The following is a 12,006-nucleotide window of genomic DNA, read 5'->3' as shown; positions in this document are numbered from 1 at the left end:
GGATGCGGCGCTGAAACTGGCAAGGGGCGAGGACGTGGCGCAGAAGGTCTATATCCCCTTCGAGCTTGTGACGCCGGCCAATCTCGACAGCTACACGTCGAAGAACTGATCGTTGCAAACGCAATGCAAGGGCGGAGCCATCTCGGCTCCGCTCTCCCGATTTTCTCGCGGGAAAGCACGGGTGAGACGACGCGCGCGGCATCGGTTGTCGCGCGGGACCGGGATGGTGGCTCAGAAGTTGATCTGATCAGATCAAGGATGGTCGCGCCAATACTGCGCCCGGTCGCTATGACAAGGTCGCGCAACAGGGAGGAAACAGGATGTCCGAGATGTCCCACGGTATCGGCGGGCTGACGTTCGACGCAAAGAAACGCGCTTGGCCGAACGAGATGAACGTGTTCATCGCATTGATCGCCATCATCGCGATTTTCGAAATTCTGGGGCAGATTCTGCCCTACATGAACGGCCAAAGCCTGCTTTTCGATTTCAACACGGCGCGGGACGGCACCATCCTGAACATGGTCCGATTGAAGATCATCATCCTTCAGGTCTCGATCATCGGCATCATCGCCATCGGCTCGACCCAAGTGATCATTTCGGGCGGGATCGATCTGTCGCCCGGCTCGGTCGTAGGCCTGACGGCAATGGTGGCGATGAGCTTTGCGCAGACGGCACTGGTGAACGGCAACCCGAACCCCAAGGCGGTTTTTGGCGATGCCTTCATGGACCTGCCAGTCATCGTTCCGATCCTTGTGGCTTTGGCCATCGGTATCCTCGCCGGGGCCGTCAACGGCTTGCTCATCGCCTATACAAAGATCCCGCCCTTCATCGCCACGCTGGGCATGATGGTCGCAGCGCGCGGCGCGGCGAAATGGTGGTCAAAGGGGCAACCCATTTCCTTCCCGACCGATCCGTTCGCCGCCATCGGCAACGGTTTGGCGGGCTGGTCGCCGGTGCTGATCTTCATTGGCCTCGCAATCCTGTTCCACCTGATCCTGAAATACACGATCTACGGCAAGCACACCTATGCCATTGGCTCTAACGAGGATGCCGCGCGCATGTCGGGCATCAAGGTCGACCGCCACAAGGTGCTGGTCTACACGATTGCCGGGATGCTGGCGGGCCTGTCGGCGCTGGTGCTGGCGTCCAAGAACCTGACGGCGCAGGCCGGTATGGGCGTGATGTATGAACTCGACGCGATTGCCATGACCGTGATCGGCGGCGTCAGCCTTGCTGGCGGACGTGGCTCAATCGTGGGCACCGTGCTGGGGGCGCTGATCTTTGGCGTGATCATCTCGGGTTTCACCTACCTTCGGCTCGACGCGTACTATCAGGAAATGGTCAAGGGCGCGATCATCGTGGCGGCCGTTGTGCTCGACCAGTGGCGCCGTCAACGGGCCGCAACGAGCGGATAAGGAAGAGAGACGATGAGCGACGTACAGACAGACATCCATAGCACCGACTTCTCCCATGGCGCAGCGCCCTCGGGCGAGGTGATCCTCGAAACCCGTGGCCTGACCAAGCATTACGGCGGCGTGCATGCGCTTCAAGATGCGAATTTCACCCTGCGCAAAGGCGAACACGTGGCGATCATGGGCGATAACGGCGCGGGCAAGTCCACCTTCGTCCGGCAGATCACCGGGGTCGAACAGCGCACGCGCGGCGATGTTATCTTTGACGGGAGGCCGGTGTATTTCGAGAATCCGATGGATGCCCGCAATGCCGGCATCGAGACCGTGTTCCAGACACTTGCGCTGGCCGATCAACTGGACGTGCCCGACAACCTGTTCCTTGGCCGTGAGCTGGTGAAGTTCAAGTTCGGGCCCTTTTCGATCCTCGACTACAAGTCGATGCGAGAGCGTACGATCGGCGCTTTGGAGAAAACCGGTGTAAAAATCCCCAACATTCGGGGCACGATCGAGCGCATGTCCGGCGGCCAGCGGCAATGTGTGGCCATCGCCCGCACCGCGACCTTCCATTCCAAGCTGACCATCATGGACGAACCCACGGCGGCGCTTGGGGTGCAGGAAACCGCACAGGTCGAAAACATCATCCGCACGTTGAAAGAGCAGGGTGAACCCTTGATCCTCATCAGCCACAACATGCGGCAAGTGATGGACCTCTGCGACCGGATCGTGGTGTTCCGCCGTGGGAGAATCTGCGCCAATCTCGACATTCGCGCTGGCGATATCACCGGCGAGGACGTGGTGGCCTATATCACAGGTGCGAAGACTCAGCCCGAATACGCTGACGCAGCGTAATTGGCTTTTTCGCCCTTCTACAGACATTCACTGCAGGCCGCGCGCCTTCAGTGCGCAACCGGGCTGTGCCCGTCATGAGGAAAACTATGACAGTCAAATTCGGAGTTCTCGGCGCCGGCCGCATCGGACAGGTCCATGCGCGCGCCATTGCCTCAGTTCCTGGCGCGGCGCTTGTCGCCGTTGCTGACGCAGTCGCGGCGGCGGCACAGGCCCTTCACGATCAGTATGGCTGCGAGATCCGCACCATCGATGAGATCCGGCAGGCCGATGACATTGATGCAGTCATCATCTGCACGCCCACCGACACCCACGCCGACCTGATCGAAGACTTCGTCAAGGCCGGCAAGGCAGTGTTCTGCGAAAAGCCCGTCGATCTGGACGTGGCCCGTGCCCGTCAGGTGATCGAAACCGTTGCGGCGGAAAACGGCACCTTGATGGTCGGCTTCCAACGCCGCTTCGATCCTGATTTCCGCGCGTTAAAGGCCGCCATCGACGAGGGTCGCATCGGTAAGGTCGAGATGGTCACGCTGACCTCGCGCGATCCCGGCGCGCCGCCGCCCGCCTATATCCAAAGCTCCGGCGGCATCTTCCGCGACATGACGATCCACGATTTCGACGTGGCGCGCTGGCTCTTGGGCGAAGAGGTGGAAACGGTGATGGCGCAGGCCTCGGTCCTGACCGATCCCGAGATCGGCAAGCTGGGCGATTATGACAGCGTCAACGTCATCCTGCGCACGGCGTCCGGCAAGCAGTGCACCATCACGAATACCCGACGCGCGACCTATGGCTACGACCAGCGGATCGAGGTGCATGGCTCGGGCGGTTCGGTCTCGGCGATGAACCAGCGCGAAGCGAACATCGAGATTGCCAATGGCGATGGCTACACCAAGCCGCCGCTGCTGAACTTCTTCATGTCGCGCTACACCGCCGCCTATGCGGCCGAGATCGCCGCTTTTGTCGAAGCGGTTCAAAGCGGCGCTGCGACACCGACGACCGGCCTTGACGGTCTGCGTGCGCTGGAACTGGCAGATGCCGCTTTGCAGTCCGCAAAGACAGGCCAAGCCGTCAGCTTGTCCGCATGCTGAAACGATACCCCGCGCCGGTTCCCAAGTGATCCGGTGCATTTACTGACGGGAGCCCCCCAATGACAAAACCATTGGACGTAATCACGATAGGCCGTGCTGGCGTTGATTTGTATGGCGCGCAGATTGGCGGGCGGTTGGAGGACATGTCGTCCTTCGACAAATACATTGGTGGCTCGCCGACGAACATTGCCTGCGGGACGGCACGGCTTGGGCTCAGGTCGGCGCTGATCAGTCGCGTGGGCGACGAGCACATGGGGCGGTTCATCCTCGAACAGCTGCGGCGGGAGGGGGTCGAGACCAAGGGCGTCGTGACCGATCCCGACCGGCTGACCGCGCTGGTGATCCTTGGCATCCGCGACCAGGAACAGTTTCCGCTGATCTTCTACCGCGAGAACTGCGCCGACATGGCGCTGTGCGAGGATGACATCGACCCGGAGTTCATCAAATCGGCGCGGTCCGTGGTGCCGACGGGGACGCATCTGTCGAACGAACGGACACGGGCGGCGGTGCTGAAGGCGCTGACGATTGCGCGTGAGAATGGGGTGAGGACCGCTTTGGACATCGACTACCGTCCGAACCTCTGGGGCGTTCTGGGGCATGGTGACGGCGAAAGCCGCTTTGCTGAAAGCGCCGAGGTGACGGCCCAGTTGCAATCCACGCTGCACCTCTTCGATCTGATCGTCGGCACTGAGGAGGAGTTCCACATCGCTGGCGGGTCCACCGACACCATCGAAGCGCTGCGCGCGGTGCGGGCCGTGTCCGGCGCCACGCTGGTTTGCAAGCGCGGGCCGATGGGGGCAGTGGCCTTTGAAGGCGACATTCCCGACAGCCTCGACGATGGCCAAACCGGCCCCGGCTTCCCGATCGAGGTGTTCAACGTGCTTGGGGCAGGCGATGGCTTCATGTCCGGTCTGCTCAAGGGTTGGTTGGATGGCGAGGCATGGCCTGTGGCGTTGAAATACGCCAATGCCTGCGGGGCCTTTGCCGTGTCGCGCCATGGTTGCACCCCGGCCTATCCCAGCTGGGAGGAACTGCAATTCTTCTTTGAGCGCGGGGTGGTGCAGCCCGACCTGCGCAACGATGTCGAACTGGAGCAGGTGCATTGGGCCACGACCCGCCACACCCGCCCCGGCGCGCCGGGCGATGTGCTGCGGACCTTTGCCTTTGACCACCGGATGCAGCTGGAGGAGATGGACGGGTATACCCCCGAGAAGGGGAGCGCGTTCAAGGAGTTGTGCCTTGACGCGGCCCTGAAGGTGCAGGGCGGTGGTCCCGGCTTTGGCATCCTGTGCGACAACCGCATCGGGCGGTCGGCCTTGCACCGGGCCAGCGGTTCCGGCCTGTGGATCGGCCGCCCGACCGAGGACCCCGGCTCGCGCCCGATCCAGTTTGAAAAGGACCTTGGCATCGACTTTGGTCGCTTGAAGGAATGGGCGGTCGAGGACGTGGTCAAGCTGCTGGTCTTCTGCCACCCGGACGACGACGCAACCTTGCGGGCGCTGCAGGAGGAACGCGTGTTGCGCCTGTTCACCGCCGCGCGGCGAGCGGGGCTGGAATTCCTGCTGGAGGTGATTCCGTCCAAGGTCAGCCCGGTGGACGACATGACGACGGCCACGCTGATCCAGCAGTTCTACGATGCGGGCGTCTATCCCGACTGGTGGAAGCTGGAACCGTTCCGGACCGAGGCGGCCTGGCAGAACGCGGTGGACGCCATCGAACGCAACGACCCGCGCACCTACGGCATCGTGGTGCTGGGGCTGGACGCGCCGGAAGATGAACTGGCGGCGTCCTTCGCGCTGGCGGCGAAACAGCCGCTGGTCAAGGGCTTTGCAGTAGGCCGGACGATCTTTGGCGACGCGGCGCGGGCGTGGATGGCAGGCGAGATGTCGGATGCGGATGCGGTTGCAATGATGGCCGGGCGCTATGCTCGCCTGTGTGATATCTGGGACAGTGCGCGCGGGTGACGGGGTGGGGGCTCTGCCCCCGCTCCTTCGGAGCCCCCTCGAGGTATTTGGGGACCAAAGAATAGACGGGCGTGTCTTTTTGAGGAGGACGAGATGGGAACGATCAGGCTGACCGCTGCGCAGGCGATGGTGAAGTGGCTTTCGGTGCAGATGACGGATGACGGGGAGAGGTTCATCGACGGAGTCTGGGCGATCTTTGGCCATGGCAACGTGGCCGGGCTGGGCGAGGCGTTGCACGATGTCGGCGAGGCTCTGCCGACCTGGCGGGGCCAGAACGAGCAGACCATGGCGCATACAGCGATCGCCTTTGCCAAGGCGTCGAAGCGGCGCCGCGCGATGGCGGTGACGTCCTCCATCGGGCCGGGGGCCACGAACATGGTGACCGCCGCGGCGTTGGCGCATGTGAACCGTCTGCCGGTGCTGTTGATCCCGGGCGATGTGTTTGCCAACCGTCGCCCCGATCCGGTCTTGCAGCAGGTCGAGGATTTTGACGACGGGACGGTTTCGGCGAATGATTGCTTCCGACCGGTCAGCCGGTATTTTGACCGGGTCACCCGGCCCGAGCATCTGCTGACCTGCCTGCCGCGCGCCATGTCCGTGATGACCGATCCGGCCAATTGCGGTCCGGTCACGCTATCCTTCTGTCAGGATGTGCAGGCCGAGGCGTATGATTACCCCGAGGCGTTCTTTGAGCCGCGCGTCTGGCGCATCCGCAGGCCCGAGCCTGACGCGGGCGAGCTGGCCGAAGTGGTCGAGCTGATCCGTGCTGCGAAAAATCCCGTGATCCTCTGCGGCGGCGGGGTGATCTATTCCGGCGCCGAGGAGGTTTTGGGGGCGTTTGCGACCCGGCACCAGATCCCCGTCGTGGAAACGCAGGCGGGCAAGTCGGCGCTCGCGCAGGCGCATCCCATGAACTTTGGCGCGTCCGGTGTCGATGGCTCGGCGGCGGCGAATGCGGTGTCCGAAAACGCCGATCTGGTGATCGGGGTGGGGACGCGGTTCCAGGACTTTACCACCGGGTCCTGGGCCTTGTTCAAGAACCCCGCGCGGCGGTTGGTGTCGATCAACGTCGCGGCCTATGACGCGGTGAAACATGGCGCGGTGCCGCTGGTGGCCGATGCCAAGGTCGCGTTGGAAAAGATCGGCGCGGCGCTTGGCGACCACACGGCCGGCGCGCCCGATGCCAAGCTGCGCAGCGACTGGCTGGAGGCCGTGACTGCCCACTGCGCCCCGCGTGCGGGCGGCGAAGGCGACCGCCCGCTCGATGCCGAGGTGATCGGCGCGGTGCAACGCGCCACCGGTGAGGACGCCGTGGCGATGTGCGCGGCGGGCACGATGCCCGGGGCGCTCAAGCTGCTGTGGCAGGCAAGCCAAGGCGGCTATCACATGGAATACGGCTTCAGCTGCATGGGCTACGAGATCGCAGGCGCCATGGGCCTCAAGCTGGCCACGCCCGAGCGCGAGGTGATCTGCTTTGTCGGTGACGGCAGCTACATGATGGCGAATTCCGAACTGGCGACGGCGGTGATGCGGCGGGTGCCCTTTACCATCGTCTTGACCGACAACCGGGGCTATGGCTGCATCAACCGGCTGCAGACGCTGGGTTGCGGTGGTGCGTCGTTCAACAACCTGTACGCAACGTCGAATATCGTGGCCCAGCCCGAGATCGACTACGTGGCCCACGCGGCCAGCATGGGGGCCCTTGCGGTCAAGGCCGCCGATATTCCAGCCCTCGAAGCCGAAATCGCCCATGCGCGGGGCCGCGACCGGCCCACGGTGATCGTGATTGAGACCAACCCGGCCGAGGGTCCGGGCTTTGGCGAGGCGGGTCATTGGTGGGACGTGGCGGTGCCTGCGGTCAGCGACCGCGAGGGCGTGCGCGCGGCCTATGCGGCCTACCTTGAAAACCGGATGCAACAACGGCTGGTCGACTGACCTCTCAGGAAAGACACTGATATGAAAGTAAAAATCGGCATCTCGCTGATCGCCTGGCAGAACGATGACCTGCCCGAGCTGACCGCCGCCTTCACCACCGAAGGCGCGATGGAGGATGCTGGGCGCATTGGCTACATGGGCGTCGAGCGGGGCCGCCGGATGCCCGCCGATACCGACGGGCTGCGCGCCTATCTGGATCGCTACGGGGTGGCGCTTTGTGGCGGTTGGTGCTCGGGCAACCTGATGGTGAATGATCTGGCGACCGAGCAGGACGCCATTCGGCAGCAGGTCGATCAGTTCGCCGCGCTGAACGCACCCTGCATCGTCTATGCCGAGTGTTCCAACACCATTCAGGGGGATCAGGGCACGCCCGTGTCTCGCCGCCCCAAGCTGAGCCGAGACGAGGTGCTGGCCTATGCCGCCAAACTGTCCGAGCTGGCCAAGTGGTCGGCGGATCGCGGCACGCCACTGGCCTATCACCACCACATGGGCGCGATGATCCAGGACGCCGAGGATATCGACTGGCTGATGGAGGGCTCGACCCCCGACTTGCACCTGCTCTATGATACCGGCCACCTGCATTTTGCCGGGGCCGATCCGTTGGCCGTGCTGGACAAATGGGGGCACCGCGTGCGCCACGTCCACTTCAAGGATGTCCGCCAGCCGGTGCTGGACTGGGTCCGGGCCGAGGATCGCAGCTTTCTCGATGGCGTCGCCGCTGGCGTCTACTCCGTGCCGGGCGACCCCGAGGGCTGCATTGACTTCCAGGCGATCACTGACCGTCTAGCGGCGATGGACTACAACGGCTGGATCGTCGTCGAGGCCGAACAGGACCCCGCCAAGGCGCCGCCATTTGACTACTCCAAACTGGGCTTCGACCATATCGTCGAGATTTGCAACAAGTCCGGCCTGACCGTGGAGCAATAAGATGTTCGACCTGCGCTATCCCTTCTTCAATCCAGCATGGCGCCGCGTCCTGACCGTGGTGTTGGCGCTGGGATGGGCGCTGGTCGAGTTGCTGACCGGCAGCCCGGGTTGGGCGATGATGTTCGGCGCGGTTGGCCTGTGGGCGGGCTATGTCCTGCTGCTGACATGGACACCGGTCGATGACGAAAGGACCTCTGATGACTGATCTTCTTCGCAAACCGTTTGGCACCCATGGCAAGGTCCACGAGATCACGCCCCAGGCCGCAGGCTGGCGCTACGTCGGGTTTGGCCTCTACCGGCTGCGCCCGGGCGATGTGGTCTCCGAGCAGACCGGCGATACCGAGGTGATCCTCGTGGTGGTCGAGGGCAAGGCCAGGTTCACCGGCGCGGGGCAGGACTGGGGCGAACTCGGCGAGCGGATGGATGTCTTTGAAAAGACCCCGCCGCATTCCCTGTACCTGCCCAATGGCACCGACTGGACCGCCGAGGCCACGACCAATTGCGTGATTGCCGTCTGCGCAGCCCCCGGCACGGGCGGTCACGCGGCGCGCAAGGTCGGCCCAGAAGGGATCGAGCTGACCCAGCGCGGCGAGGGCACGAACACCCGCTATATCAACAACATCGCGATGGAGAACGAGGACTACTGCGACAGCCTGTTGGTGACAGAGGTCTTTACCCCCGCCGGCAACTGGTCGTCCTTCCCCAGCCACCGCCATGACGAGGACGATTTCCCCAACATCACCTATCTCGAAGAGACCTATTACCACCGTCTGAACCCCGCTGACGGGTTCGCCGTGCAGCGTGTCTACACGGACGATCTGCTTTTGGACGAGACGATGGCGGTGCATGATGGCGACGTGACCCTGGTGCCCCGCGGCCACCACCCCTGCGGCGCGCCCTACGGGTTCGAGTTGTATTACCTCAACGTGATGGCCGGGCCGTTGCGGAAATGGCGGTTCATCGCCGCGCCGCCGGTCGCACATTTGATGAAGTGAGGAACGTCGTTCCGTGATGGCTTGCTCGCCTGAAGGCGGCTGGCATTTACTGCTTCGCGGTGGGTCATGTTCAAGTAAGGTTGGCCATGATGCGCTAATCGGAGGAGACGATGCTCTGCCCATTTCCCCGGTGGGCTCAGGCAATGGCTTCGATCTCGGCCCTTCCAAGGGTCGAGCAGCGGTTCATGATAGCGATGCGGATCTGAGTTTCGGCGGTCTGACGGTCGGGGTCACGTGACATGATCCGTTCGCCAAAGAGCTTCAGGCGGTTCATCTAAGATTCGACGCAACTTCGGGCGTGATAGCCTGCCCATTTCTTCCAGATCAATCGCTCCATGCAGCGCGTCGCCCTCAGGATCTCGTTTCGCGATCTCGCTGCGGGGCAGTCCGGCTTCCACGCTCGCCCATTGCGACGGATCGGGACAATGGGCTCCGCCCCATGCTCGAGGATCGCCGCATGGCAACGGCGTGTGTCATAGGCGCCATCGGCTGTGACTGTCTCGATACCCTCTTCGGCCGGGATCCGCGAAAGTAACTCCGGCAGGATCGGGCTGTCGCCCTACCTGCTCGAGGTGAATTCGAATGCGTGGATGTCGCCAGTGGTCGTGTCCATTGCCAGATGCACCTTCCGCCATTCGTGTCTGCGCGTCGCACCATGCTTGCGCAAGCCATTCCCCGTTGCCGCGAAAGCGAATGCCGGTGCTGTCGGTCAGGAGGTTCAGCGGCTTGTCTGAACGCCGATACGGGATCTGCACGTGCATCTGAGCCTGACGTCGGTTCAAATTCGAATAGTCCGGCACAGGCCAGTCGAGCCCGGCTATCTCGATAAGGCTTGCGACCAGACCGACGATCCGGCGAAGCGGCAGGCCGAACAAGATACTCAGCGTGAGACAGGTCTGGATCGCACTGTCGGAGAAGGTCTCGAGATGACCGCGCTGGCCACTTCGGGCTGCCCGCCAGGACATGTCCGGATCGAACCAGACGGACAATGATCTTCGCCGTTTCAGAGAAGCGTTATAGTCGGACCAACTTAACGTCCAGTAACGGGTGTCGGAAGACTTTGGCATGCCATGGCATCTAGGCTCCGGCCTCATTAAGATTTGACAGACAAGGTGATGCCGGGGCGTCGTGGAGACCTGCATCATGAGCGATTTGTTCTGGCTGACGGAGGCGCAGATGGTGCGTCTGCGTCCCTTCTTTCCCGAAGAGCCGTGGTCGCCCGAGGGAGGATGACAGGCGCGAGCTTGGCGGGATTATCTTCATTAATCGCAATGGTTTGCGCTGGCTTGATGGTGAGGGTCGAGCCGCCACCGGTTCGAGGCCGACCCGAACGGGGAATACGGCCCGCACAAGACGCTCTACAACCGCTGGCGTCGGTGGAGCAAGATGGGCGTCTTCGCCAGGATCCTGGTCGAACTGGCCGATCAGGGGCGCCGAAACGAGCACCGTCATGATCCCCTCTCCGTGATGCCCTGCCGGGCACTGGACGCAAGCCATCTCAAGGCGCACCGCACAGCCTTCAGCCTGCGGGCAAAAAAGGGGGCGTGATGGAGCTGGAGGTCGGCTCCAAGACCGGCGCCGACTACGGCGAGCAGAGCAGTGAGCGCATGGCGCAACGCAATGGCTACCGCGACCGGGATTGGCAGACGCGGGTCGGCAGCGTCGAGCTACGCATTCCGCGTTTGCGCACGGGATCCTACTTTCCCTCGTTTCTCGAGCCACGGCGCTCGGTTGAAAAGGCACTGACAGCCGTGATCCGGTAAGCCAATGTTCATGGCGTCTCGATGCGTTCGATGGACGACCTAGTGCTGGCGATGGGGTGAGGAGGATCAGGTGAACGTCCAGTGGACGGTCACCCAGACGAACGCGGTATCTCGAAGAGCCAGGTCAGCTGCCAGTGCGAAGAGATCGATGAGTGTGTCGATGCTTTTCTGACCCGGCCTATCGAAGGCGATTGGCCTGACCTCTGGATCGACGCCACTTGCCTGAAGGTCCGCCAAGGCGGCAGGATCGTCAGCGTCGCGGTCACGCTCGCGGTGGGCGTGAACACGGACGGCAGACGCGAGGTGCTGGGCATGGCGATCGGCGCGTCAGACGCCGAGCCCTTCTGGACCGAGTTCCTGCGCGATCTCGTCCGCCGCGGCCTCAGCGGCGTGAAGCTGGTGAATGATGACGCGCATGAAGGGATCAAGGCCGCGACGGTCCGGGTCCTTGCCACGAGCTGGCAGCGATACTGGGTCCACTTCCAGCGCAAAGCCCTTGCCCATGCCGGCAAGAGCAGTCGCCGGGTGGTCTCAGCCTTCATCGCGACCGCCTTGGGCCAGCCGGACCATGCTACGGCCAAGGCATAGTGGCGGCTAGTTTCGGATCCGATGCGACCCAAGCTGCCGAAGCTCGCGACGCTGATGGACACGGCCGAAGAGGGCGTGCTGGCAGACATGACCTTCCCCGCCCAGCACCGAACAAAGTCGCATTCGTCAAATCCGATAGAACGCCTGAACGGTGAGATCAAGCGCGCACGGATGTTGTGGACGTTCGGGCATTGCTTCGAGCCAGTGGCAGTCATGCCCTGACTTCCGAACGAGGATTCGATCCGGCGCCTCGTCGGCGCGATCCTGATGGAGCAGGCCGAGGAATGGACCGTCCCGCGCGCCAAACACATGACACTGGAAACGCTTTCGCCCATCTGCGATGATCTAACTGTCAGCCTGCCTGCCGCGCAGACAGAATGACCAAACCGGCCGGCCTCTGAGCGCGAGGCCCGCGGCGAGATACACCGCTTGCCGGGACTTCATCGTGATCTCTTCATGACGTCCGTATCCTTTGTTGGGTCGGACTC

Annotated in this window: 8 protein-coding genes and 3 pseudogenes; 10 read left to right on the top strand and 1 reads right to left on the bottom strand. The window is 63.1% G+C overall.

The window, feature by feature from the left end; all coding sequences use genetic code 11:
• Positions 1–329: 329 nt before the first annotated feature.
• From ACN2XU_RS11495 to iolB, 8 genes are all read left to right on the top strand, one after another.
• Positions 330–1,415 carry an ABC transporter permease gene (locus ACN2XU_RS11495; protein WP_500797239.1) on the top strand — a complete coding sequence of 362 codons (1,086 nt, stop codon included), beginning with the start codon at positions 330–332 and terminating at the stop codon, positions 1,413–1,415.
• A 12-nt stretch (positions 1,416–1,427) separates the two neighbouring features.
• A complete protein-coding gene (locus ACN2XU_RS11490) occupies positions 1,428–2,261 on the top strand; it encodes an ATP-binding cassette domain-containing protein (protein WP_419410579.1) in 834 nt (277 codons plus the stop codon).
• An 86-nt stretch (positions 2,262–2,347) separates the two neighbouring features.
• The gene (gene iolG / locus ACN2XU_RS11485) at positions 2,348–3,346 is read left to right on the top strand and encodes an inositol 2-dehydrogenase (RefSeq protein WP_419410578.1); all 999 of its coding nucleotides are present in this window, start codon (positions 2,348–2,350) and stop codon (positions 3,344–3,346) included.
• A gap of 59 nt (positions 3,347–3,405) precedes the next feature.
• On the top strand, positions 3,406–5,310 hold the full coding sequence (locus tag ACN2XU_RS11480) for a bifunctional 5-dehydro-2-deoxygluconokinase/5-dehydro-2-deoxyphosphogluconate aldolase (RefSeq protein ID WP_419410577.1): 1,905 nt from the start codon (positions 3,406–3,408) through the stop codon (positions 5,308–5,310).
• Positions 5,311–5,403: 93 nt separating this feature from the next.
• On the top strand, positions 5,404–7,245 hold the full coding sequence (iolD, locus tag ACN2XU_RS11475; protein ID WP_419410576.1) for a 3D-(3,5/4)-trihydroxycyclohexane-1,2-dione acylhydrolase (decyclizing): 1,842 nt from the start codon (positions 5,404–5,406) through the stop codon (positions 7,243–7,245).
• 21 nt (positions 7,246–7,266) lie between these two features.
• Complete coding sequence (gene iolE / locus ACN2XU_RS11470; RefSeq protein WP_419410575.1) at positions 7,267–8,172, top strand: myo-inosose-2 dehydratase; 906 nt, start codon at positions 7,267–7,269, stop codon at positions 8,170–8,172.
• Position 8,173: 1 nt separating this feature from the next.
• On the top strand, positions 8,174–8,377 hold the full coding sequence (locus ACN2XU_RS11465; protein WP_419410574.1) for a hypothetical protein: 204 nt from the start codon (positions 8,174–8,176) through the stop codon (positions 8,375–8,377).
• Positions 8,370–9,167 carry a 5-deoxy-glucuronate isomerase gene (iolB, locus tag ACN2XU_RS11460; RefSeq protein WP_419410573.1) on the top strand — a complete coding sequence of 266 codons (798 nt, stop codon included), beginning with the start codon at positions 8,370–8,372 and terminating at the stop codon, positions 9,165–9,167. Before ACN2XU_RS11465 ends, iolB begins: the two co-directional genes overlap by 8 nt.
• A 136-nt stretch (positions 9,168–9,303) precedes the next feature.
• On the opposite strand, the pseudogene ACN2XU_RS11455 reads toward iolB, so the two are convergent.
• Positions 9,304–10,234: pseudogene (locus ACN2XU_RS11455) on the bottom strand (IS5 family transposase).
• A 76-nt stretch (positions 10,235–10,310) separates the two neighbouring features.
• Between ACN2XU_RS11455 and ACN2XU_RS11450 the strand changes: the two are divergent.
• Positions 10,311–10,709: pseudogene (locus ACN2XU_RS11450) on the top strand (transposase); the annotation flags it as partial.
• Positions 10,710–10,711: 2 nt separating this feature from the next.
• A pseudogene (locus tag ACN2XU_RS11445) lies at positions 10,712–11,899 on the top strand (IS256 family transposase); the annotation flags it as partial.
• Positions 11,900–12,006 lie beyond the last annotated feature (107 nt).

This window comes from Pacificoceanicola niger, from assembly GCF_048553275.1.
Lineage (GTDB): Bacteria > Pseudomonadota > Alphaproteobacteria > Rhodobacterales > Rhodobacteraceae > Pacificoceanicola.
Note: the sequence above shows the minus strand (reverse complement) of the source record. Positions and strands in the feature narration are given on the sequence as shown.

Excerpts from the sequence above, each read along its gene's own strand:
- iolB (WP_419410573.1), top strand. The coding sequence starts at position 8,370 with ATGACTGATCTTCTTCGCAAACCGTTTGGCACCCATGGCAAGGTCCAC.
- ACN2XU_RS11480 (WP_419410577.1), top strand. The coding sequence starts at position 3,406 with ATGACAAAACCATTGGACGTAATCACGATAGGCCGTGCTGGCGTTGAT.
- ACN2XU_RS11495 (WP_500797239.1), top strand. The coding sequence starts at position 330 with ATGTCCCACGGTATCGGCGGGCTGACGTTCGACGCAAAGAAACGCGCT.
- iolG (WP_419410578.1), top strand. The coding sequence starts at position 2,348 with ATGACAGTCAAATTCGGAGTTCTCGGCGCCGGCCGCATCGGACAGGTC.
- ACN2XU_RS11490 (WP_419410579.1), top strand. The coding sequence starts at position 1,428 with ATGAGCGACGTACAGACAGACATCCATAGCACCGACTTCTCCCATGGC.
- iolD (WP_419410576.1), top strand. The coding sequence starts at position 5,404 with ATGGGAACGATCAGGCTGACCGCTGCGCAGGCGATGGTGAAGTGGCTT.
- iolE (WP_419410575.1), top strand. The coding sequence starts at position 7,267 with ATGAAAGTAAAAATCGGCATCTCGCTGATCGCCTGGCAGAACGATGAC.
- ACN2XU_RS11465 (WP_419410574.1), top strand. The coding sequence starts at position 8,174 with ATGTTCGACCTGCGCTATCCCTTCTTCAATCCAGCATGGCGCCGCGTC.